Source organism: Pseudarthrobacter sp. GA104 (assembly GCF_009741265.1).
Taxonomy (GTDB): Bacteria; Actinomycetota; Actinomycetes; order Actinomycetales; family Micrococcaceae; genus Arthrobacter.
In genome coordinates this window covers 3,324,726-3,347,533 of sequence record NZ_WOWL01000001.1, presented here as the reverse complement: position 1 = coordinate 3,347,533, position 22,808 = coordinate 3,324,726, and the positions used below count along the sequence as shown (strand labels likewise).

19 protein-coding genes and 1 pseudogene are annotated in these 22,808 nt (G+C 68.2%); 7 read left to right on the top strand and 13 right to left on the bottom strand.

Annotation, left to right across the window (positions count from 1 at the left end; translation table 11 throughout):
- Positions 1-115: 115 nt before the first annotated feature.
- A complete protein-coding gene (locus GK109_RS15230; protein ID WP_157241534.1) occupies positions 116-1,552 on the top strand; it encodes a PucR family transcriptional regulator in 1,437 nt (478 codons plus the stop codon).
- Positions 1,553-1,631: 79 nt separating this feature from the next.
- On the opposite strand, the gene GK109_RS15225 is transcribed toward GK109_RS15230, so the two are convergent.
- A complete protein-coding gene (locus GK109_RS15225) occupies positions 1,632-3,218 on the bottom strand; it encodes a CHAD domain-containing protein (RefSeq protein ID WP_370460623.1) in 1,587 nt (528 codons plus the stop codon).
- Between the two features lie 152 nt (positions 3,219-3,370).
- Between GK109_RS15225 and GK109_RS15220 the strand changes: the two genes are divergently transcribed.
- The 3 genes and pseudogenes from GK109_RS15220 to GK109_RS15210 all read left to right on the top strand — a co-directional run bounded on the left by GK109_RS15220 (position 3,371) and on the right by GK109_RS15210 (position 6,698).
- A complete protein-coding gene (locus tag GK109_RS15220; RefSeq protein WP_157241533.1) occupies positions 3,371-4,648 on the top strand; it encodes a CynX/NimT family MFS transporter in 1,278 nt (425 codons plus the stop codon).
- A gap of 6 nt (positions 4,649-4,654) precedes the next feature.
- Complete coding sequence (locus tag GK109_RS15215; RefSeq protein WP_157241532.1) at positions 4,655-5,335, top strand: FadR/GntR family transcriptional regulator; 681 nt, start codon at positions 4,655-4,657, stop codon at positions 5,333-5,335.
- A gap of 113 nt (positions 5,336-5,448) precedes the next feature.
- Positions 5,449-6,698 (top strand): annotated as a pseudogene (locus GK109_RS15210) (AI-2E family transporter).
- Between the two features lie 111 nt (positions 6,699-6,809).
- Here the strand turns inward: GK109_RS15210 and GK109_RS15205 are convergent.
- Positions 6,810-7,346 (bottom strand): hypothetical protein, encoded by a 537-nt coding sequence (locus tag GK109_RS15205; protein ID WP_157241531.1) that lies wholly within the window; start codon positions 7,344-7,346, stop codon positions 6,810-6,812.
- A 155-nt stretch (positions 7,347-7,501) separates the two neighbouring features.
- Here GK109_RS15205 and GK109_RS15200 point away from each other — a divergent pair, with 155 nt between their 5' ends.
- The 3 genes from GK109_RS15200 to GK109_RS22130 are packed head-to-tail and all read left to right on the top strand — an operon-like array spanning position 7,502 to position 9,926.
- Positions 7,502-7,792 carry a hypothetical protein gene (locus GK109_RS15200; RefSeq protein WP_157241530.1) on the top strand — a complete coding sequence of 97 codons (291 nt, stop codon included), beginning with the start codon at positions 7,502-7,504 and terminating at the stop codon, positions 7,790-7,792.
- Positions 7,793-7,795: 3 nt separating this feature from the next.
- Entirely contained in the window at positions 7,796-8,623 is an 828-nt protein-coding gene (locus tag GK109_RS15195; protein ID WP_157241529.1) for a DUF1206 domain-containing protein, read from the top strand.
- A 28-nt stretch (positions 8,624-8,651) separates the two neighbouring features.
- Positions 8,652-9,926 carry an SRPBCC family protein gene (locus tag GK109_RS22130; RefSeq protein ID WP_231754879.1) on the top strand — a complete coding sequence of 425 codons (1,275 nt, stop codon included), beginning with the start codon at positions 8,652-8,654 and terminating at the stop codon, positions 9,924-9,926.
- 89 nt (positions 9,927-10,015) lie between these two features.
- On the opposite strand, the gene GK109_RS15185 is transcribed toward GK109_RS22130, so the two are convergent.
- The 11 genes from GK109_RS15185 to GK109_RS15135 all read right to left on the bottom strand — a co-directional run bounded on the left by GK109_RS15185 (position 10,016) and on the right by GK109_RS15135 (position 22,778).
- Positions 10,016-11,482 (bottom strand): FAD-dependent oxidoreductase, encoded by a 1,467-nt coding sequence (locus tag GK109_RS15185; protein ID WP_370460622.1) that lies wholly within the window; start codon positions 11,480-11,482, stop codon positions 10,016-10,018.
- A 101-nt stretch (positions 11,483-11,583) separates the two neighbouring features.
- The gene (gene cobA, locus GK109_RS15180) at positions 11,584-12,849 is read right to left on the bottom strand and encodes a uroporphyrinogen-III C-methyltransferase (RefSeq protein WP_157241528.1); all 1,266 of its coding nucleotides are present in this window, start codon (positions 12,847-12,849) and stop codon (positions 11,584-11,586) included.
- 181 nt (positions 12,850-13,030) lie between these two features.
- A complete protein-coding gene (locus tag GK109_RS15175) occupies positions 13,031-13,480 on the bottom strand; it encodes an SRPBCC family protein (RefSeq protein WP_157241527.1) in 450 nt (149 codons plus the stop codon).
- Positions 13,481-13,696: 216 nt separating this feature from the next.
- Entirely contained in the window at positions 13,697-14,644 is a 948-nt protein-coding gene (locus tag GK109_RS15170; protein WP_157241526.1) for an ABC transporter permease, read from the bottom strand.
- A complete protein-coding gene (locus tag GK109_RS15165) occupies positions 14,634-15,359 on the bottom strand; it encodes an ABC transporter ATP-binding protein (RefSeq protein ID WP_157241525.1) in 726 nt (241 codons plus the stop codon). The genes GK109_RS15170 and GK109_RS15165 overlap by 11 nt, the downstream gene beginning before the upstream one ends.
- A 28-nt stretch (positions 15,360-15,387) precedes the next feature.
- Positions 15,388-16,536 carry an ABC transporter substrate-binding protein gene (locus GK109_RS15160; protein WP_157243000.1) on the bottom strand — a complete coding sequence of 383 codons (1,149 nt, stop codon included), beginning with the start codon at positions 16,534-16,536 and terminating at the stop codon, positions 15,388-15,390.
- Between the two features lie 130 nt (positions 16,537-16,666).
- The gene (locus GK109_RS15155; RefSeq protein ID WP_157241524.1) at positions 16,667-17,833 is read right to left on the bottom strand and encodes an RtcB family protein; all 1,167 of its coding nucleotides are present in this window, start codon (positions 17,831-17,833) and stop codon (positions 16,667-16,669) included.
- Between the two features lie 111 nt (positions 17,834-17,944).
- Positions 17,945-19,360 (bottom strand): sulfate adenylyltransferase subunit 1, encoded by a 1,416-nt coding sequence (locus tag GK109_RS15150; RefSeq protein ID WP_157241523.1) that lies wholly within the window; start codon positions 19,358-19,360, stop codon positions 17,945-17,947.
- A complete protein-coding gene (cysD, locus tag GK109_RS15145; RefSeq protein ID WP_157241522.1) occupies positions 19,361-20,308 on the bottom strand; it encodes a sulfate adenylyltransferase subunit CysD in 948 nt (315 codons plus the stop codon). It lies immediately after the preceding gene.
- Positions 20,305-21,033: a phosphoadenylyl-sulfate reductase gene (locus GK109_RS15140; protein WP_157241521.1), complete on the bottom strand. Its 729-nt coding sequence runs from the start codon at positions 21,031-21,033 to the stop codon at positions 20,305-20,307. Before GK109_RS15140 ends, cysD begins: the two co-directional genes overlap by 4 nt.
- Positions 21,033-22,778: a nitrite/sulfite reductase gene (locus GK109_RS15135; RefSeq protein ID WP_157241520.1), complete on the bottom strand. Its 1,746-nt coding sequence runs from the start codon at positions 22,776-22,778 to the stop codon at positions 21,033-21,035. Before GK109_RS15135 ends, GK109_RS15140 begins: the two co-directional genes overlap by 1 nt.
- Positions 22,779-22,808 lie beyond the last annotated feature (30 nt).

The window sequence follows — 22,808 nt, the reverse complement described above, 5'->3', positions numbered from 1 at the left end:
GATGGATTGAACTGCCTTGAGCCTATGCCAGCGCCCCTGTGCAGTGAATAGCCACCTGCACACCCTTCCGGGAGCTGTTTAGTGCGGTTGCCCAGCGCCCGTTTATCCTTGATCCATGGCCATTTCCCTTGCCGCCCTGCTGGGTGTTAACTCCCTGAAGCTGTCCAAGGCCGGGGTCGCCGAGACCACCTGGCACCAGGACATCAACTGGGTGGCAGTCACGGAACTGGAGGATCCGCACCGGTTCCTCAACGGCGGGGAACTGATCCTCACCACCGGCCTGCGCCTGCGGTCCGCGCCGGAGCAGCGGCGCTTTGTCCGGCAGGTGCAGCGGGCCGGTGCCGTGGGCATTGGCTTCGGCGTGGGGCTCTCGCACGAGACGGTCCCTCCTGCCCTGCTGGCGGAGGCGAACCGGTGGGGCCTGCCGGTGGTGGAGGTTCCCTACGAGACGCCGTTCATTGCCATCGGCAAGCTGGTGGCCGACGCCCAGTCCGCGGACCACTACGCCAAACTCGAGCGGCTGATCGCCGGGCACCAGATTCTGGCCCGGGCACTGCTCACCGGTGGCGGGCTCGCCGAGCTCCTCAAGCACCTGGGCAACATGCTGCGCACCGACGTGGCCCTCACCCAGTTCACGGCCCAGCTCTACAACAGCAGCAGCGATTCCCCGTCCGCGGACTCCTGGTCCTCCTATCCCGTCCCCACCGGCCGGCGGGATGCCTGCACCCTCTGGGTCCGGCAGCCCTTCGAGGACTCGGGCATCATCGGGTACGCCCAAAGCCTGATCAGCGTGGAGCTGAACAACATGGTCAAGCAGCGCCAGGCCCAGCGTGCCCTCTGCGGCCAGGTCCTGGAAGACGTGATCCACGGGGCGCTGGAGACCAGCGAGGCCCAGCGGCGCCTGGCCGGCGTGGGCGTCAACAGCACCCGGAAGAACGTGGTGCTGCTGGCCGTTTCGGCCGCCCACAACAAGGCACTGGTGAGTACCTCGGTGCCGCGCGAACTGGAAAAGGCGGTGGCCGCCGTCGTGGGCAAGGACCTGGTGCTGGTCATTAATGACGACGGCGGCGGCGCACCTGCCCTTGCCCGGAAACTGAGCGACCACCTGGCAGAAGCCGGCATCCACGCCACGATCGGGATCGGCGGCGCGTACACCAAGCCGAACGGCCTGCGGTGGAGCTACTTTGAGGCCCGTGACGCGGCAAGCCACGGCCTGCCCGTCAATGAGCCGGAGCGCCTCAGCCTGACGTCGCTGCTCCTGGCCAGCGAGGACGTACCGCTGGCGGACATGGCCAACGAGTCCCTGGACCCGCTGCGGACCTTTGACGCCGCCCACGGCTCGGAACTGATGGCCACGCTGGAGAGCTACCTCAACAACAACGGCTCGGTGGCCGCCGTCGCCGAGGAGCTCACCCTGCACCGGAACACCGTCCGGTACCGGCTGGCGCAGATTACCGAGCTGACCGGTTACGACCCCGCCGTCACTGCGGACCGCGTGCAGCTCTGGCTGGCGCTGGCCGTGGCCCGGCTGTCCGCGCGGCAGGGGAAATAACGCCAACACGGGGTCACTTCCTGCCCGATATCAGCGATTTATCGGGCGTTATCTGACCCCGCGTTGCCCTGACATGCCGCTACCCCAGCCCGCGGCGCAGCAGTTTCCGGGACTTCCTGCGGGCTTTCCGGTACTGGGCCTCGGAGCTGCTGATCAGCCCGTCCTCCCGCGTCTCCAATGCTGCATAGGCTGCCGCAGCCGGCGTCGGTTCCTGCCGTGAGCCCACCGTGGCCAGCAGGTCCCGGGCGATCACGGCGTCGTGGAAATTGCCCAGGATCTTTTGCTGCCGATGCGCGGCCTTGGCCACCTTGTCCCCACGTTTGCCGTAGACCTGGGCGGCAGATTCCGCCACGTGCCGCAGCTTCTTGGCATCCTTGCGCACCTGGTGGAGGGCGGTTTCGTGGGCCGTTCCGCGCTTGGACCGCACCGCGGCCTTGTGCGAGCGCCGCAGCCGCCTGGCAGCCTTGGCCACGGCTTTCGCAGCCACGCGGCGCCCCGGCACCACCGGGTCCGGACGGACCGGCGGTTTGTCCCGGAACGCCTCCAGGTCATCCAGGAGCCGGAAGTAGCGTTCCGAGCGCAGCGCCTCCTGGAGCTGCCGGTAACCGTCGTCATAGGCGCCGCCCACTTTGTGCTCCACCTTGGCCCTGACGTCGTCCACGCCCTCCCCCGGCGTAAGGTCGTCGAGGTGCCCGCGGAGCCTGGCCAGCAGGACCTCGGCATCCCGTGGCGCGCCGAGCAGCTGGCCCAGCCATTTCAGTTCGTCGCGCAGCCGGCGCACCGGAGCGGCTGCATAAAGTTTTGAGTAGGCAGAAAGCACGGAGCGGACCCGGCGGAGCGCGGACCGCATGTCGTGCACCGACTCGGGCTCCTCCAGCCGGACTCCCGGGTCCCGGGCCAGGATCTCCCCGATCTGTCCACTGAGGTAGGCCGTGACGACGGCGGCTGCGGGGGCTTTCCTGCCGGCAGCCAGGGCAGGGGTACTTCCGTTCCGGGACGGGCCGGCGTCCGGGAGGGAGCCGGCGGCGCCGCCCAGCGCACGGGCAAGCTTCGAGGCGTGCCCGGCGGGACGGGCTCCGGCCTTGGCCAGCAGCTCCTCGGCGGGGCCGAAGAACCCGGGATCGCCATGGACGAGTTCCAGTTCCCATTCACGCCAATGCTGCTTCTCCCCGCCGCCCCCGGCTCCGCCTTTTTGTCCGCGGTGCAGGAGCTCGGCCGTCACCCGGTCATCGGCGAGGTCCGCCAAGTGAACGCCGTCCTCGCCGTACAGGGCGTGGGTGGTGCGGCTGGTTTCCAGCCGCACCACCGGAACCACTTCAGCCCCCCGGAGGTATGCCTGGAGGTAGGCCAAGAGGCTGTCAGGCACCACATCGGGCTGCCCCAGCGGGGCGTGCAGTTCCCGCCGCTGCAGCGGTTCCGTTGCGGAAGTAGCGTCATCCAGCGGCGGCAGCTTCAGGTGCCAGCCGGCGTCGGTTCCGCCGGTGCGGCGGCGGAGGGTGATCCGGTGGGACGCCAGTGTATGGCGCTTCGTGTCGAAGTAGACGGCCTGAAGCACAGCAGTATGGGGAAGACCCGCCCTGGTGACTCCGGGGAGCCCCTCCAGCGGAGGCACTGTGGCGTCCTCGTCGACGTCGTACTTCTTCTCAATCTCCGTTTGTTGGCTCACCGAAACAGGCCGTCCTTCCGCGTCGTTGCGGCGGGTCCGGACCTGGCTGGCCCGGTGCCGTAACCGGATTCTATTGCCCGAAGATGAACGGCCGGGAGAGAGGTCCGCCACAAAACTGCAGACGTCAAACGTCTAACCTTTAGACTCGAGAAATGCCTGAGTCGTATCCTCCCGCCGCCAACGCGCCCGCTGCTGCCGCCCCGGCAACCCCGGCCGTCCCGGCCGCCGCTTTGCCCGGGACGGGTACCAAGCCCCGGTCCGCCGTCGTTTTCGGTGTGATTGCGCTGGTGCTGATCGGACTGAACCTGCGCGCGGGCATTACCGGAGCGTCCGCCCTGCTGCATGACCTCCAGGCAGTCCTCGGGTATGGGGCGCTGGTGGCCGCCGTCATCCCGTCCATCCCCACGCTGTGCTTTGCGCTGGCGGGCGCCGGCACCTCCTGGCTAACCGGGCGCCTTGGCGTGGAAAAGGCGATCCTGGTGGCCCTGGCCATGCTGGCCAGCGGGCTCCTCCTGCGCGGCATTCCGGCCACCGGCATGCTGGTGGCCGGCAGCGTCCTTGGCATGTCCGGCCTGGCCGTCTGCAACGTGGCCATGCCCTCCTTCATCCGGGAACACTTCGCGCACCGCACGTCGCTCATGACCGCCGTCTACACGGTGACCATGACCACGGGTGCCACCGTGACCGCCGTCGCCGTGGTTCCGCTGGCCCACGCCCTCGGTTCGCCGTCGGCGGCCGTCGGTGCCATTGGCATCACCGCCGTCGCGGCCCTCCTTGGCTTCCTGCCCGTGGCACTGCACGCCCACCGCAACAGTCCCCGGAGGCCGGCGGTCCGCGTCTCGCCGTGGCCGCTGCTGCGGACCCGCAAAGGGCTGCTCCTTACAGTGATCTTCACGCTGCAGGCCCTGCTCGCCTATGCCCTGCTGAGCTGGTTCCCCTACATGCTGACCACCATGGGCATGAGCGCCTCGGACAGCGGACTGATGTTCGGGCTGATGCAGCTGGTCTCCGTGCCGGCAGGCATGGTGCTGATCGCGATCGGCTCGCGGCCACGGATGCTGCGGCCTACGTTCTACCTGGTCAGCGTCACCATGGTGGCGGGCCTGGTGCTGCTGCTGGTGCTCCCGGTGGGGCTGGCCGCCGTCCCTGCCGCCCTGCTGGGCTTCGGCCTGGGCATCTTCCCGCTGGTGATGGTGATGATCAGCCGCAGCGGGGCGAGCACCGCCGAAACCACCGCATTGTCCACGCTTGCCCAGTCCACGGGCTACCTCCTGGCCACGGCCGGGCCGTTCGGGATGGGACTGCTGCACAGCGCCACCGGCGGCTGGACCCTGCCCCTCCTGCTCCTGCTTGGCCTGGCGCTGGCCCAGATCGTGGTGGCCCACCTGATCACCGGCAGGGCCATGACCAACGCCGTTGGAAGGAAGTAGCACGCCATGGCCCTAAGCCCATCCTCCCGCCCGCCGCTCGCGGACGAGGTCACCGCCAAGCTGCGCAGCATGGTCCACTCCGGCGAATGGCCCCTGCACCGGCGCATCCCGTCCGAAACCGAGCTGATAGCCCGCCTCGGCGTCTCCCGCGGCACCCTCCGCGAGGCCGTCAAGGCCCTTGCCCACAGCGGAATGCTGGAGGTCCGGCGCGGTGACGGCACCTACGTCCGGGCCACCAGTGAAATTTCCGGCGCGGCCCGCCGGCTGTACCAGGACCACACCGAGGAGCACATCCTGGAAGTCAGGCTGGGCCTGGACACCCAGGCGGCCCGGCTGGCGGCGAGGAATGCCACGGACGACGACGTCACGGCCCTGCGTGCCCTGCTCGCCGCCCGGGACGAGGCCTGGGTGGCCGGCGACTACGAAGCCTGGGCGCGCGCTGACTGGGGTTTCCATGAACGGGTAGCCCAGGCCTCCGGCAACCCCCTGCTGCACGAGCTGTATGCCAGCTTTGGAGGCGCCTTCCACCAGGACCTCCTGAAGCAGCAGGGCCGGCCCGGTTTCGACGGGCGCCCGCATGAGGGGCACGGCCTGCTGGTTGATGCCATTGAACTCCGTGACGCGGAGGCCGCCGTGGCCACCGTGAACCGGAACCTGAACTCCTGCGCCGAATGGCTCGCCGGATAGTCCTGCGGGGTTTCACCCTTGCCCAATCCGTCAGTAGGCTTACTACCTGAGAAGGTAGTAAGCCTGTCCGGCATCCCGGCGCGGCAGGCACCCGCCGACGATGAGGAGTTCCCATGGCGCGATCATCACGCCTCACCGAGCACGACGTGAGCCACGAACCCCCGCAGGAGGCCACGGCACAATCACCGGCTGTTCCGGCTGCCGCCGCGCACGGGGAGCCCGGCGGCGAGGGCCACCGCCCGGCGGCTGCCCGGAAGCCCAAGGAACCCAGGTCCCCCTCCGAGCTCTGGGGTGACAGCCTGGGCAGGGTGGGCATCCGCGCCGCCCAGGTCCTGCTGATCCTTATCGTTGCGGTTGTATCCGTCTACGCGCTGATGCAGATCAAGCTCTTAGTCATTCCAATCCTGATAGCGCTGATCCTGGCCGCGGCCATCGGCCCGTTCGTGAACATGCTCCGGCGCCGGGGGCTGCCCGGGGGACTGGCAACAGGGATCGCGTTCATCGGCCTTTTGCTGGTGCTGGGCGGCGTGTCCACCGTCATCTACTTCTCGGTGCGCAACCAGTGGAGCGAGCTCGCCCAGCAAGCCTCCTCCGGACTGGATGAGCTGGAGAAGTTCCTGCTGACCGGGCCCGTCCCCATCGAGCAGGAACAGCTGGACCAGGCCCGGCAGGGCATCATCGACTTCGCCACCAGCAGCCAGGTCCGCTCCGGCGCGATCACCGGGTTGTCCGTGGTCACCGAGTTCATCGCCGGGGCCGGCCTGATGATCGTCATCCTCTTTTTCTTCCTGAAGGACGGCGCCAAGATCTGGAACTTCTTCCTCCGCCCGTTCACCGGAGCCCGTGAAGCCAAGCTGCGCCGCGTGGGCCGCCGCACCCTTGAGGTGCTCGGCGGCTACGTCCGCGGCACCGCGATCGTCGCCCTGGTGGACACGGTGGCCATCGGCGCCGCGCTGCTGATCATGCAGGTGCCCCTGGCCATCCCGCTGGCCATCGTCGTCTTCATCACCGCCTTCATCCCCTGGTTGGCGCCACCGTGGCCGGGATCCTTGCAGCCCTGGTGGCGCTGGTGGCGAACGGGCCGGTGGTCGCCCTGATCGTGGTGGCCGTGGTCATCGCCGTCAACCAGCTCGAGGGCGACCTGCTGCAGCCCATCGTCATGGGCAAGTCCCTGCAGCTCCACGCCCTGGTGATCCTGATGGCGTTGACGGCCGGAACCATCCTCGCCGGCATCGTGGGTGCGGTGCTGTCCGTGCCGCTGGCCGCCGTTGCCTGGGCCATCATCCAGGTATGGACTGCCGAGGACCCGAACCTCGAGGACATGAACCCGAACCTGCCGCCGGCGGGCACCAAACCGATCTAGGCCGGCCGGCAAGGACACCTTCCCGGCCCCGTGCACGACGACGGTCCGGCACCCAGGTGCCGGACCGTCGTCGTGCGTTGCCGCCTTACCCCGGGGCAGGCACCCGTATGGCTAGGAGCGCAGGCCCGCGAGGACGTTCTTGGGACGCTGCATCTCGCCGTGCTTCGCACCCAGGACAACCACCAGGCCGGCGAACGCCGGGATGACCCACTGCAGCACCTTCAGCTGCTGCTGGGCCGCCTTCAGTTCGTCGGATGCCTCCGGCCGGGGCTCCGTGGCACCCGCGGCGCCCTGGTCCGCAAGCTTCTCCACCTTCTTGCCAAGGATGCCGGAGTACAGCGTTACCGCCGCGCCTACCACCGTCACCGCCGTCTTGATCACGGTGTCCCGGGCCACGCCCTCCTGCTTGGCAATGCGTCCCTTGTTCTCCCAGGCGATGGCCAGGTCCGCCACGAGGTGGGAGGCGAAGGCCGCCGTCTGGAACGGCGCCCACTTCATCCAGCCGGCACTGGAGAGCCGGGTGCGTTCGGACGGATCCTTGGCTGCCGCCGCTGCACCGTTGAGGCCGATGGCCCCCATGAGGGATCCGCCGAACCACGCCGCTGCCGTCAAATCGTGAACTGACCGGGCAATGAGATTTCCTGCCATGTTGTGCATTCCTAACGTCGAAGTGGTTGCGGGATGCCGCTCGTGCGGTCTTCGCTTGCCGTGTCCCGTCAGGGTCTTGGCCCGCCCATGGTAAGCACACTTACTAATGTTACGAAAGCCCGTCTTCCCAGAGCAGAACGCGTAACATCGTCGCCATGGGAAACACAGGGACTTTGTTTGGCTGGGCTTTTGGGGACCCGGCCCGTGAAGACGAGAACGCATACATAGAAGGCCTGCAGAACGAGGCACTGGGCAACGCCCGGGAGACGGCCAAAGCCAAGGGGGTGGCCGTGGTGCCGGACTCCCAGGTGTTCACGGTCCTGAGTGCGGACGACTCCCTGGTGGAACTGGACAACGCCCCCGGAAGGCTCGTGGTCCGCTGCACCGTGCACGTCGAGGGGCCCGGCGCCGAGAAGCTGCGGGCCGAAGGACCAATGAACGGCTGAGCCATGTCTGACGGGGAATCCACCATCCGCCAGGCCGCGGACGCTGTCGAGGAGGCCTCCAACCACAAGGCCCTGGACGTCCTGGCGCGCACCGGATTCGCCGTCATGGCCCTGCTGCACGTGATCATCGGCGCCATTGCCATCGCCGTGGCGTTCGGCCAGCCCGGCGAGGCCGAACCCACCGGGGCGATCGAGCAGCTCGCCGCCAACGCCTGGGGCCCGGCCGTGATGTGGGCCTGCGTACTGGCTTGCCTCGGCCTGGGGCTGTGGCAGGCAAGCGAGGCCACCCTGCGGGCACGCCGGCTCCCCCGCAGGGAGCGCGTGTCCAAGCTCATTTCCTCCGGTTTCCTGGCCATCGCCTACAGCAGCGTGGGGTTCAGCTTCGCCGGTTTCGCCGTCGGGCTGCGTGGGGATTCCAGTGACAGCACCCGGGATTTCAGCGCCTCGCTGATGGCTACGCCGCCAGGGCTGTGGACGCTGGTGGCCCTCGGCCTGACGATCATTGGGATTGGAATCTACTTCATGGTCAAGGGGGTCCGCCGGGGGTTCAAGGAGGAGCTGTACTACTTCGACGGCAGGCGGCGCGGCAGGCTGATCGACGTCCTGGGCGTCGGCGGCCACATCGCCAAAGGCGTAGCGCTGGTCCTCACCGGACTGCTCTTCGTCATCGCCGCCGCCAAGCACAGCCCGGACGAATCCACCGGGCTGGACGGCAGCCTCAAGGCCCTCCAGGACCATCCCTTCGGGCCGTACCTCCTGGTGGCCATCGGTGCCGGATTCATCGCCTATGGGATTTTCGCCCTTGTCCGGTCGCGGTTCGGACGCATGTAGTTCCGCCTTTTCGGGGTAGGAAGGAAGCATGACGGACCACCTTGTGAGTGACCAACCAGCGGCCGGCCGCGCCGGACCCATAGGTACGACGGCGGGCGGGGCCTTAAGTACGACGGCGGGCGGCGCCTTCGCAGGCATGTTCCGCCTCCTCAAGCTGGCCCGGCCTGACCGGCCCATCCATCCGGACGGGGTGGGACTGGCCGGGGACCTGGCGAGGACCGGCAGCCCCGGTGAGCCGAGCGGGCTGGACTGGCTGGACCAGCCCGGCACGGACACCGTCGAGGCGAGGTTTTCCCGTTCGGCCGGCCTGCCGCAGAACCTTCCGGACATCCTGGGGCTTGCGCTTCGGGTCACCCCGCCCGGCGGTCATGCTCCCGGCGGCCCTGCTGCCGGCTTTGCCGGCCCCGGCCCGGCCGACGTCCTCTTCGCGTCCACCGGCTGGCGGCTGCCCGGCCGGTTCCTGCTCCAGCCCAAACTCGACGTCGCAAGCGCCACCCTGACCACCCTCATGCCGTACCGCGGCCGGAAAGGTCCGGTGCTGCTGGGCCTGCGGACGGAGCAGCTTCCGGACGCGTCGCTGGCTTCCGGGGAATGGATTCTTGGACTGTACTGGGCCAGGCCAGCCGGGCAGTGGCATGAGTGCGGCGAGCTGCGCCTGCGCGCCGCCCCCGAGCCGCGGGACACTCCCCTGCGCTTCGACCCGCTCGCCAACCAGCCGCCCGGAACACAAACGTATGCCTGGGCGCGCCGCCTCCGGGAGCGCTCCTACCTGGCGGCACAGCAGCCGGCTCCTGCCGCCGTCGTACGCTCCGCCGCTGCGGCGGGAAATCCTGCCCGCTCCACCACCACAGGAAGGAACACCATGTCCACCGTGTCCCAGCTGTTCAACTCCCCCGCCGCCGATATCTGGAAAGTCATCGCCGACGGCTGGCTGTACTCCGGCTGGGTGGTGGGCGCTTCCCGGATCAGGGCCGTGGATGACACGTGGCCGCAGGCCGGCTCACGCCTGCACCATTCCGTGGGCGCGTGGCCGCTGGTGATCAACGACAGCACGCAGGTGACCGGCGTCGAACCCGGTAAATCCCTGGAACTGGTGGCCCGCGGCTGGCCCATGGGCGAAGCGAAGGTGGCCATCACCCTTGAGGACCGGGGCGATCAGTGCCTGGTGACCATCGCCGAGGACGCCATCCGCGGACCCGGCAAGCGGGTGCCCAAGGTACTGCGTGACCCCGCAATCTCAGTGCGCAACCGCGAGACCCTCAAGCGGCTCGAACTCATGGCAGCAGGCGGGGCAGGGAGATAGCACGCACGGGTTAAAGCAACGCGGGGTCACTTTCCGCCCAATAACTTCGGATTATCGGGCGGAAAGTGACCCCGCGTTGTTCCTGCGAACTAGACCTGCGCGGCCACGCCGTCGCGGGAGATGTCCACCATGTCCTCGCGCGGCACCACCTTGATGCGCTCGCGCTTGACCTCGACACCGTGGGAGCCGCCGGCCTCCGTGGCGGCTGCGCCAAGGGCGAGCTCGTGCGCGTCCAGCGCCAGCCAGCCTTCCCAGCTGGTGAACTTCACGCCCCGGGCATCGAGGAGTTCCACGACGGCGTCCTCTGCGGGAACACTGGCCAGCGGGAGGTTTTCGCGGTCCTCCAGCAGGTAGGTGACGGTCTCGAGGGCGTCGCCCTTGGTGTGGCCGATCAGGCCCACCGGTCCGCGCTTGATCCAGCCGGTGGCGTAGATGCCCGGCACGTGGGTGCCCGAGGCGTCCAGGACGCGGCCGCCGTCGTTCGGGATGACGCCCTTGGTGTGGTCGAACTCGATCTCCGGCAGGGCGGAGCCGAAGTAGCCGATGGCGCGGTACACGGCCTGGACCGGGTACTCCACGAACTCGCCGGTGCCGCGGGCGTTGCCCGTGCCGTCCAGCTCGGTGCGCTCAAACCGCATGCCGGCCACCTTGCCCGGGGTCTCGGCGTCGTCATAGATCTCCACCGGGCTGTGCAGGAAGTGCAGGTGCAGGCGGCGGGAGGCCTTGAGCTCGGAGAGGTCCTCGGGCTGCTCGGCGATCCAGTTGGTGAGCGTGCCCACCATGGTCTTGGTCTGGTTGTTCGTCTGGATCTGGCGGTCCGATTCCTCGTCGAACTCGAAGTCCTCCGGGTACAGGATGATGTCCACGTCCTTGGAGTGGGACAGCTCGCGCAGCTCCAGCGGGGTGAACTTCACCTGGGCGGGGCCGCGGCGGCCAAAGACGTGCACGTCCGTGACCGGGGAAGCCTTCAGGCCGGCGTAGACGTTGTCCGGGATTTCAGAGACCAGCAGGTCGTCGGCGTGCTTGGACAGGACGCGGGCCACGTCCAGTGCCACGTTGCCGTTGCCGATCACGGCGATTTCCTTGGCCTCGAGCGGCCATTCGCGCGGCACGTCCGGGTGGCCGTCGTACCAGGAGACGAAGTCGGCGCCGCCGAAGGAGCCTTCGAGCTCGATGCCGGGGATGTTCAGGTCCGCGTCCTTGATGGCGCCGGTGGCGAAGATGACGGCGTCGTAGTGGGTGCGGAGGTCCTCGATGGTGAGGTCGGTGCCGTAGTCCACGTTGCCGAAGAAGCGGATGTCGCCGCGGTCCAGGACCTTGTGCAGGGCGTTGACGATGCCCTTGATGCGGGGGTGGTCCGGGGCAACGCCGTAGCGGATCAGGCCATAGGGTGCCGGGTAGCGGTCAAAGAGGTCGATGCTCACGGTCAGCTCGCCGCTCTTGACGGCCTCGCTCTTGGTGAGGATGTCCGCGGCGTAAACGCCGGCCGGGCCGGAGCCCACGACGGCGACGCGCAGCGGACGTTCGGCAGAACCTACGGTGGTGCTTGATGACACGGCTGTGTTCCTTTTCTTCGGTCCGTCCCAACTAGGTAGCGCTAAGTGTCGTTATGAGGGTTCAAAACGACACTTGGCGCTACTCAGTTGGGTGGGAGCTACTAGGTTGTGAGGACTCGGGGCTTGCGGGGGCTGTTCGGGGTGGTGGTGCTGTAGTCAGCGGTTTTGAAGTGCGACGGCGCGAAAGGGCTCACGCGCACCACGTCACCGATGACAATCACGGCAGGATTTGCGACGCCGGCGGCTTCCGCCTGGTCGGCAATGGAACCAAGGGTGCCGATCGTCACGCGCTGGTCCGGCAAATAGCCGTTTTCCACGATACCAACTGGCGTCCCGTCAGGCAGCCCGGCTTTGCCGAGGGCGGACGCGGACTCGCGAAGTTGGCCCACACCCATGAGCAGGACGATGGTGTGGTCGGGGCGGGCGGGGATTTCAGAGAGTTCCTCGTGGCCGGTCACCACGCTGAAGCCCTTCGCCAGTCCGCGGTGCGTCACCGGGATTCCGGCTGCGGCGGGAACGGAGATCGCCGACGTGACGCCGGAAACCACTTCAACCTCGACGCCGTGCTGCCGGCAGTGTTCGGCCTCTTCCCCGCCGCGGCCCAGGACGTACGGGTCGCCGCCCTTGAGCCGGACCACCCGGTGGCCTTTGAGGGCTTCCTCGACGAGGATCCGGTTGATCTCCGCCTGCGGCACGGGGTGGTGGCCGGGCGTCTTGCCAACCTCGATCACGCGGACATCGGGTGCAAGTTCGTTCAGGAGTTCGCGGGGGCCTAGGCGGTCGGCCACCACGACGTCGGCCTGGCCCAGGAGCCGGCGGCCGCGGACGGTGATGAGCCCGGTATCGCCGGGGCCGCCACCCACCAGCGCAACGGAACCGCGGTGGGCCCGGCGGCGGCGCAACGGAAGGTCACCCGTTTCGAGGGCGGTAGCAACGGCGTCGCGCACTGCCATGGCACGGCGGGGGTCTCCCCCGGCGTTCACGGCGATCTTGACGTCGTCCACCTCGGCGACTGCCGGGGTCCAGGCGGCGGAGGCTTCATGGTCGGAGGCGTTGACGCACCAGATGCGCTGCGCCTCGGCGTCGTTCGAGACCTGGGCGTCCACGGCGGTATCGCCGGTGGCGGTCTGGACGAACCAGGCGCCGTCGACGTCGGACGGAAGGTAGGTGCGTTGCTCCCAGGTGAGGTGGCCGGCGTCGGCCATGTCCTGGAGCGCGGCGGAGGCAACGGGAGCCACGACGGTGACCACTGCACCGGCGTCGAGCAACCCCTTGGCGCGGCGGGCAGCAACGGGGCCCCCGCCCACCACCAGCACCGGGCGGCCGAGGAGGCGCAGCGCGGTGGGGTAGATATCCTGAATTGCCATGAATCAACGGTAGGGCCGCGTCACAATCGCCCACAAAGGCCGAGCAACACCAGTTCACGCAAGGTAACGCTTCGTCACAAAGCTGCCAGGCCGTCGTCGTGCGCCTTCATGGGGCACATTGGCGGGGCTCAGGGCCGTCTGCGCCGTTGTCCCCGGCGCGTCCGTGCCAATGTGCCCCGATTCAGCTGCTGATGCCGGCGAGGAACCGGCCGCGGTCCCGGATGAGCCGGTGCAGGTAGGGCCGCAGGACCAGCTTTTCGGCTGCACGGCCAAGGAGCCCGAACGGCGCCGTGAACTCCACCCGGTCTGTCATGATGCAGCCGCCGGGGGTGGCCTCGAATTCATGGACGTGGCGGAAGGACCGGAACGGGCCGCGGATTTGCTCGTCCGTGAAGCTCCGCGGGTAGTCCATCTGGGTGACGCGGCTGGTCATCGTGAGCGAAAGCCCGAAATGCCGTGCCCGCCAGGAGACTTCCTGGCCCTCACCGATCAGCCCGGACGTCACGCCGGCCACCGCCCGCTCCCCCGAGCCTTTCTGGGATTCCACGTGGGCGTCGACGCTGCGGGCAAGGTCGAACAGCCTCTCCGGTGGAAGGGAACTCTCGGTGTGGCACGCAAAATTGGCGGTCATGGGGCCAGTCTGCCATCCAGGTCCTTTGGGTCGGCACCTCCCGGGTCCGGCCGCAAATGCGTAACTTTTGGGCCTGATGCAGGATGGTGCCCGCGGCATCGCGCGGCGGGGCAGCCCGGGGCGGTCAGAAGTTACGCATTTGGGGCGGCGGACACGGCAAAGCCCGACGGCGGGAGGTCGCCGTCGGGCTTTGCTGGTGATCGCAGGCGGGGGTGCTTAGCGGGTACTGCCGGCCAGGAGGCCGCGGCTGCGGAGGAGCCGCTTCTCGATGGGCCCGAAGACCAACAGCTCTATCAGGATGCCGACGGCGAGGATCAGCAGGATCGCCGACATCACCACGGCCATGTCGGACAGCTGCCTTCCCTGGTCCAGCAGGGAGCCCAGGCCGAAGCCGATGGTGCCGCCCACGGCGATGATTTCCGCCGCCATGAGTGAACGCCAGGAGAAGGCCCAGCCCTGCTTCAGTCCGCCCAGGTAGCCGGGCAGTGCGGCGGGGAGGATGATCTGCAGCGCCATCTCCAGCCGGGACGCGCCCAGGACGGTGCCCACGCGCCGGTACTGCGGCGGGATCTGGTCCACACCGGAAATCAGGCCGTTGATGATGGACGGGATGGCGCCCATGAACACCACGAAATACACGGTGGCGTCGGTGAGGCCGAACCAGATGATGGCCGCCGGGACCCACGCAACCGACGGCAGCACCTGAAGCCCGGAAATCAGCGGACCAAAGGCCCGGCGCAAGGGTGCGACCTGTGCGAGCAGGAGGCCCACGGGCGTGGCGATGGCGACCGAAATGACGAAGCCCACCAGCCCTCGCTGCAGTGACGTCCATACGGATTCCTGCACTTTGCCCTCGCTCCAGAGGACTCCCATCTGGCCCAACACGTCCATCGGGCCTGGGACCTGATCGCGGCGCTTGAACCCAAGCGAGACGTAAAACTGCCAGATCAGCACCAGCACCACCAGGGCGGCGATGGGCAGCAGGATGCGGCTCCAGTCCACCCGGCGCTTCCGGTCGGCGTCGGACTGCAGGGAGTCCAGCCCGGACTCGAGTTCGCGCAGGTCCTCGCGCCCGGTGGAGGACCGGGTCAGCGCGGCGTGGATGTGGCGGGGCTCGGCCGGTTCGGCGGAAGCTTCGGCCAGGGGCGTTGGGTTACTTGGCATGGCGGCGGATCTCCTCCCGGAGCCGGGCAGTGATGACCCCGGTCAGCTGGCCGGCGAGCCCGGCGTCGGTTCGGTGTTCCTCGGTGACGTCCCACTCCTGGACCACCCGGCCCGGCCGCGAGGACAGCAGCAGCACGCGCTGGCCCAGCCGGACGGCCTCGCGGACGTTGTGGGTCACGAAGACGATGGTCCGCCCGGTTTCCTTCCAGATCCGCTCCAGTTCATCGTGCAGCAGGTCGCGGGTGATGGCGTCGAGGGCGGCGAAGGGCTCGTCCATCAGGAGCAGCTGCCGGTCCTGGGCGAGCGAGCGCGCCAGTGACACGCGCTGGCGCATGCCGCCGGAGAGCTCGTGCGGGCGCTTGTCCCCGGCCGAACCCAGGTGCACCAGCTCAAGGAGTTCCTGGGCCTTGGCCTTGCGCTCCGCCTTGCCAACGCCGCGGAGTTTCAGGGCCAGCTCGATGTTTTCCCGGGCGGTCAGCCACGGGAACAGCGCGGCGTCCTGGAACATGAAGGCGGCACCGTCGCTGGGCACCTCCAGGGCGCCCGACGACGGCGGCTCCAGTCCCGCGATGATGTTCAGCAGGGTGGATTTGCCGCAGCCGGAGGCGCCGAGGAGGGCAACGAACTCGCCCTTCCCGATGGTGGCGTTGACGTCGTCCAGTACCGGGGCGCCGTCGCCGAAGCGCTTGCCCAGGTGTTCCAGTACGACTGGCATGGTGCCGTCCTTAAGTTGGTGGGTGGGATCAGTCCTGGCCGAGGCCGGCTGCTGAAATCTTGCTGCTGCCCTGGCCGGCGGGGCCTTCGCCGGCCACGCCATTCAGCGGGCGGAGGTCGAAGAGCCCGTTGATCTCGGCCTGCTTGGTGGTGCCGGCCGCGACGCCGTCGCGCAGCAGCCGCGGGTAGCTTCCGGCCAGCGGGTCCAGCGTGTAGGTGATGTTGGCCAGGGACCGGGCCAGGACGTCCTCGGCAAGGGCCGCGCCCGCGGATTCCTGCAGTGCCGAGTTGATGACGGAAGCCTTGTCCGCGGCGGGGGCCTCGTTCAGCCAGGCCACCGACTTCGCATGGCCGGCCAGCAGTGCCTTGACGGTGTCCGGATGGTCCGCGGCGAACTTCTGGTTCACGATCAGCACCGTTGTGGGAAACTCGCCCGGCTTCCCGGTGCCCGTCCCGTCCCACAGGTCCTTTTCGTCCACCAGCACCTTGGCTCCGGCCTGGAGCACCAGGCGTGACGCCCACGGCTCAGGCAACCACGCGCCGTCGAGCTTTCCGTCCTGGAACAGCTTCAGCGTTTGCGCGTTTTCCGTGGGGTTGATGGCGACATCGCCGCTGCCGTCCACGTTCGTCTTGTAGCCCTGGGAGGCCAGCCAGGCGCGGAGGGCAACGTCCTGCGTGCCGCCCAACTGCGGGGAGGCGAGGGTCTTGCCCTGGAGGTCGGCGGCCGAGTTGATCTCCGGCTTGACCACGAGTTGGGCGCCGCCCGCGGCAGCACCGGCAATGATCCTGACGGACTCGCCCCGGCTCTTGACGTACGAGTTGATGGCCGGGTTCGGGCCGATGTAGGCGGCATCAATGGCGCCGGCGTTCAGGGCCTCGATGGCTGCCGGCCCGGCGTTGAAGGTTTCGGTGCTGAGCGACGTGCTGCCCAGGGCTTCGGCGAGGAACCCCTCCTTGATGCCAACCAGTGCCGGGGCATGGGTGACATTGCCGAAGTACCCGAGCTTCAGCTCGGCGGCGGGCGTGGGCTCAGCAGCCTGCGCCTCCGTGTTCCGCGAAACGGTGGACGCCACCACGGCCCCGACGGCGATCAGCAGGACCAGTCCGATGGCAAGGGCGGCCTCGACGGCACGCTTGCGCTTGGGTGCTGCGCTTTCGCCTGCCACGATGCGGATCATCCCGGGCTTGGAACTAGTCATTGTTTCACCATAGGGAGAGTCATATTCCCGTTCAATGAAGCCTAAACGGGGGGTCACGCACGTTCATCTAGCGTCACATTCGGCCGCCCTGCCACCGGACTTCCGCGATTCAGTTGCCCTTCACATTGACCAGCTGCCGCAGCTTGTGCCGCACCGACACCAGGTCCGCGGCGTCGTGCATCACCTGGTCAATGGGCTTGTAGGCTGCGGGAATCTCGTCGATGAAGGCCTCCGACGCCCGGAACTCAATCCCCCGCATGGCCTTCTTCAGCTCCTCCAGGGAGAACGCCTTGCGGGCGGCGTTGCGGGAGTACTCACGGCCGGCCCCGTGGGGCGAGGAGTTCAGCGACGCGGGGTTGCCGCGGCCTTCCACTACGTACGACGCCGTCCCCATGGACCCGGGAATGAGTCCGGGATCGCCGGGCCCGGCTTTGATGGCGCCCTTGCGGGACACCCACACCGACTTGCCGTAGTGCGTCTCCTGCTGGGTGAAGTTGTGGTGGCAGTTGATCCGTTCCAGCTCGCGCACCCGGCCGCGCACCCAGTGGCCGAACCGGGTGGTAACGCGGTCCATCATCTCCTCGCGGTTCAGCAGCGCGAAATGCTGGGCCCAGCGCAGCTCCGCAATGTACCTCTCGAACTCGGGCGTGCCCTCCTCGAGGTAGGCCAGGTCCCGGTCAGGGAGGTGGACCCTGCTTTTCGTCACCACGCGCTGCGCGACGCCGATGTGGTGCTGGGCGATCTTGTTGCCGACGCCGCGCGAGCCGGAGTGCAGGAAGAGCCAGACCGCGTCGGATTCGTCTGCGCAGACCTCGATGAAGTGGTTGCCCGAGCCCAGGGAGCCCAACTGCAGTTCCCATTTTTCGACATACTGGTCCGGATTGAAGCCGGCTTTCGCGGCCAGCCTCTTCAGCTCCGCGATCCGGGGTTCCGCCGTGGGGAGCACTGTCCGGTTGTTGTGACCGGCCGAAAGCGGGATGGCGCGTTCAATGTCCTCGCGCAGCGTCTTGCGGTTCTTGGGAAGGTCCTTAAGCACGTACTGGGTCCGGACCGCGATCATGCCGCAGCCGATGTCCACCCCCACCGCCGCCGGGATGATGGCGCCGAGCGTGGGGATGACGGAGCCGACGGTGGCGCCCAGGCCCAGGTGCGCGTCCGGCATCAGGGCCAGGTGTGGATAGATGAAGGGCAGCTGTGAGGTCATCACGGCCTGCTCGCGGGTCTTTTCATCCAGGATCGAAGCCCAGTTCAGAAGCTTCGGGTTGATGGTCTCCATGCTCCGCCTCCTCCTAACAACCATACGAGACGACAAAACCGCGGCTTGTTCGCGAATCAGGACCTTGAAGGTCCGGATCTGCGAACAAGCCGCGGCTTCGAAAGGGAGTCCCTAGATGCTGTAGCGCTCGTCCTCGTGGTCGCCCGGGTGGTCCTTGACCAGGCCGGCGGCGAGGGTGTTGCCGTCCAGCGGGTCGATCACCAGGAATGCGCCGGTGCGGCGGTGGTGGAGGTAGTTCTCCAGCGGCAGCGGCGCGGCGAGCCGGAGCTGCGCGTTGCCGATGTCGTTCAGTTCCAGGGTGGACGCCGGTTCCAGCTTGAACGATGCCAGGTCCAGCTTGCCTCCAACGTTGCGGACCAGCGCCTGGACAGTGCGGGTGCCGTGCTTGACCAGCACCTTCTGGCCCTCGCGCAAGGGCTTCGGGGACAGCCAGCACAGTGACGCGTACAGGTCTGCGGAGGCCTCGCGGACGGTGCCGGCTGCAGCGATGGTGTCGCCGCGTGCGACGTCGAATTCCTCGGCCAGGCGGATGGCCACGGACTGCGGGGCGGCGGCTTCCTCCAGCGAGGCGCCGGCGAAGTCGATGCCCACCACCGTTGTGGTGCGCGGGTCCTGGCCGGGGGTCAGGACCGAGACCTTGTCCCCCACCTTGACCGAGCCTTCGGTGATCTGGCCGGCGTACGCGCGGTAGTCGCGGTAGTCCTCCACGTCCAGCCCGGCGGCAACGGCGTCCGGTGCCAGGGCGCCCTGCGGCCGGATGACCAGCTGCACCGGGAAGCGGAAGCTTTCCAGGTGGCTTTCCAGTTCGTCGGCGGCCGGCAGGGTCTCAAGGACCTCAAGCAGGGCGGGGCCGGTGTACCAGGGGGTCCGCTCGGAGCGGTCCACCACGTTGTCGCCGTCGAGGGCGGACACGGGGATGACCAGCAGGTCGGTGATTCCATCGGAACCCAGGCCCAGCTCGCGGCCCACCTGCTGCACGTCGGCTTCGATCCCGCGGAACACGGATTCGCTGAAGTCCACCAGGTCGATCTTGTTCACGGCCACGATCACGTGCGCCACGCGCAGCAGCTGCAGCACGGACAGGTGCCGGCGGGTCTGCTCCAGCACGCCCTTGCGGGCGTCGATGAGGACGACGACGGCATCCGCAGTGGACGCGCCGGTCACCGTGTTCTTGGTGTACTGGACGTGCCCGGGGCAGTCGGCCAGGATGAAGCTGCGGCGGTCGGTGGCGAAGTAGCGGTAGGCCACGTCGATGGTGATGCCCTGCTCGCGCTCGGCACGCAGGCCGTCCGTCAGCAGCGCCAGGTCGATCCCGCCGGCAGCCCCGCCGAAGCCGCGGTCCGCGGAGGTGCGGGCAACGGCGTCGAGGGTGTCAGCCAGGATGGCCTTGGAATCGTGAAGGAGGCGGCCCACCAAAGTGGACTTGCCGTCGTCGACCGATCCCGCGGTGGCGAAGCGGAAGAGCGTTGTGGGCAGGGCAGCTTCGAGGTCGCCGGCCGCGCCGGACAAAACTGTGTCGGTGCTCATTTAGAAATACCCGTCCTTCTTGCGGTCTTCCATGGCGGCCTCGGAGATGCGGTCATCTGCACGGGTGGCGCCACGTTCGGTCAGGGTGGAGGCAGCGACTTCAACCACAACGTCGGCCACCGTGTACGCGTCGGACTCGACAGCGCCGGTGCAGGACATGTCCCCCACAGTGCGGTAGCGGACGGTCTTGGTGATGACTTCCTCGTGCGGCAGCGGCTGGGACACCTCGCCCACCGCGCGCCACATGCCGTCGCGGGCGAAGACTTCGCGCTCGTGGGCGTAGTACAGGCCGGGCAGCTCGATGTTCTCACGCTCGATGTAGCGCCAGATGTCCAGCTCGGTCCAGTTGCTGATGGGGAACGCGCGGACATGCTGGCCCACGGTGTGGCGGCCGTTGTAGAGGTTCCACAGCTCGGGCCGCTGGTTGCGCGGGTCCCACTGGCCGAACTCGTCGCGGAGGCTCAGGATGCGCTCCTTGGCGCGGGCCTTGTCCTCATCGCGGCGGCCGCCGCCGAACACGGCGTCGAACTTGTTCTGCTGGATGGCGTCCAGCAGGGGGACGGTCTGCAGCGGGTTGCGGGTGCCGTCGGCACGCTCGGCGAGCTCGCCGCGGTCAATGAACTCCTGGACGGAGCCGACGACGAGCTTCAGGCCGAGGCGCTCAACGGTGCGGTCACGGAAGTCGATGACCTCCGGGAAGTTGTGGCCGGTGTCCACGTGCAGCACGGGGAAGGGGACCTTGCCCGGCCAGAAGGCCTTGGTGGCCAGGTGCAGCATCACCACGGAGTCCTTGCCGCCGGAGAAGAGCAGCGCGGGCTTCTCGAATTCGGCGACAACCTCGCGGATGATGTGGATGGCCTCGGATTCGAGGGTGTCCAGGCTGCTCAGTCGGGTTGAGACGGCGGAGTCGGTCACCTGGGTAGTCTCCTCGGTTAGGAAAGTGCTCATACGTGTAGTCCGCATTCTGTCTTGTCGGTACCTGCCCAGCGGCCGGCGCGGGGGTCGTCGCCGGGCGCCACCTTGCGGGTGCAGGGCTGGCAGCCAATGGAGGGGTAACCCTGGGAAAGCAGCGGGTTGACGGGCAGGAGGTTGTCGTCCGAGTACTGGACCAGCTGGTCGAATGTCCATGCGGCCACCGGGTTGACCTTGACCAGGCCGTTCTTGTCATCCCAGCTGACCAGCGGAGTGTTGGTGCGGGTGGGCGCCTCGTCGCGGCGGACACCGGTGAACCAGAGTTCGTAGCCGGCCAGGGTGCGCTGCAGCGGGGCCACCTTGCGGAGGGCGCAGCACTGGGCGGCGTCGCGGGCGAAGAGGTCCTTGCCCAGGAGGCGGTCCTGCTGTTCCACGGTGTTCTCCGGAAGCACGTCCACCACGTTGACGCGGAGGTTAGCGGCCACCTCGTCGCGCGTGGCATAGGTTTCCGGGAAGTGGTAGCCGGTCTCCAGGAACAGGACGTCGACGCCGGGCATCTGGTCAGCGACGAGGGCCGGCAGGACGGCGTCGGCCATGGAGCAGGCGACGGCGACGGCGGGCAGGTCGAAGTTGCGTTCCACCCAGGCGATAACATCGCGGGCGGGGGCGTCCCAGCCGAGCTCGGCCGCGCCGGCCTCGGCCAGGGCCTTGAGCTCTTCCACAGGACGCCTGGCAGGTGCGGGTGCGAGATGCTTTGCCATTACTGCAGTGCCTCCTCGTCTGCTGCGTGGGCCCATTCGGCGAAGGTCTGGCCTTCGGCGCGCTGGGCTACGAAGATGCGGACTACGCGCTCCACGTAGTCGGGGAGATCGTCCACGTAGACCTTGAGGCCGCGGACGGTGCGGCCCAGGCCTGCTTCCTCGCGGTCGCTGGAAGCCAGCCCGCCGCCCAGGTGGACCTGGAAACCCGGGGAGGGGTCGCCGTCGGGCGTGGGAAGCATCATGCCCTTGAGGCCGATGTCCGCCGTCTGGATGCGGGCGCAGGAGTTGGGGCAGCCGTTGATGTGCAGGGACAGTGCGTGCGGCAGCTCGCCGGATTCTGCGAGGTCGGCCAGGCGGCGTTCCAGCTCGGCAACTGCGGTTGCTGCCGTGTGCTTGGTTTCCACGATGGCCAGCTTGCAGTACTCGATGCCGGTGCAGGCGATGGTGCCGCGGCGGAACACGGACGGGCGGGCGGAGAGGCCCAGCGCATCCAGTTCAGCCACCAGGGGCTCAACCTGTTCCTTCTCGACGTCCAGGACCACAAGCTTCTGGTGCGGGGTGGTGCGCAGCCGGTAGGAGCCGCGGGCCTCGAGGGTGTCCGCCAGCTTGACCAGCGCGGCGCCGGACAGGCGGCCGGCCAGCGGGGTGGCACCAATGAAGAACTTGCCGTCCTTCTGCTCATGCACGCCGACGTGGTCACCGGGCGTGGTGGGCTTGGGCGCGGCGGGGCCGTCGGCCAGCTTGTAGCCGAGGTATTCGTCCTCGAGGATCTGGCGGAATTTCTCCGGACCCCAGTCGGCCATCAGGAACTTCAGGCGGGCCTTGGTGCGCATGCGGCGGTAGCCGTAGTCGCGGAAGATGCTGGTGACGCCGAGCCACACGTCGGCAGCCTGCTCCGGCGTCACGAAGGCACCGAGGCGCTTGCCGAGCATCGGGTTGGTGGACAGCGCGCCGCCGGCCCAGAGGTCGTAGCCGATGCCAAGTTCCGGGTGGCGGACACCCACCAAGGCGAAGTCGTTGATCTCGTGGACCACGTCCTGGCTGGGGTGGCCGGTGATGGCGGTCTTGTACTTGCGCGGCAGGTTGGACAGCAGCGGGTTGCCGATGAACCGCTCCCCCAGTTCCGCGATCAGCGGCGTGGGGTCGATGATCTCGTCCTTGGCGATGCCGGCCACGGGCGAACCCAGGATCACGCGGGGAACGTCGCCGCAGGCCTCGGTGGTGGACAGGCCAACACCTTCCAGGCGGGTCCAGATCTCGGGGATGTCCTCCACGCGGATCCAGTGCAGCTGGATGTTCTGGCGGTCCGTGAGGTCAGCGGAGTCACGCGCGAAGTCCACGGAGATCTGGCCGATGACGCGCAGCTGCTCGGTGGTGAGCGCCCCGCCGTCGATCCGAACCCGGAGCATGAAGTACTTGTCCTCGAGCTCGTGCGGCTCCAGGGTTGCGGTCTTGCCGCCGTCGATCCCGGGCTTGCGCTGGGTGTACAGGCCCCACCAGCGGAACCGGCCGTGCAGGTCCTGGCCGGGGATGGCGTCGAAGCCCTCTTTGGAATAGATGGTCTCGATACGCTCGCGCACGTTGAGGCCGTCGTCTTCCTGTTTCCAGGTTTCGTTGGCGTTCAGGGGCGTTTTGCCGTCCACTTTCCACTGCCCGTGCGGCTTCGCGGCGGGGCGGTTGGTGCGCGCGGGGCGCTTGGCGGCAGCGGAGTCCGCGGACGCTCCGGCTAGAGCTGTATCAGTCATGCATCGACTGTAGGTCCCGCCCGAAGAGCG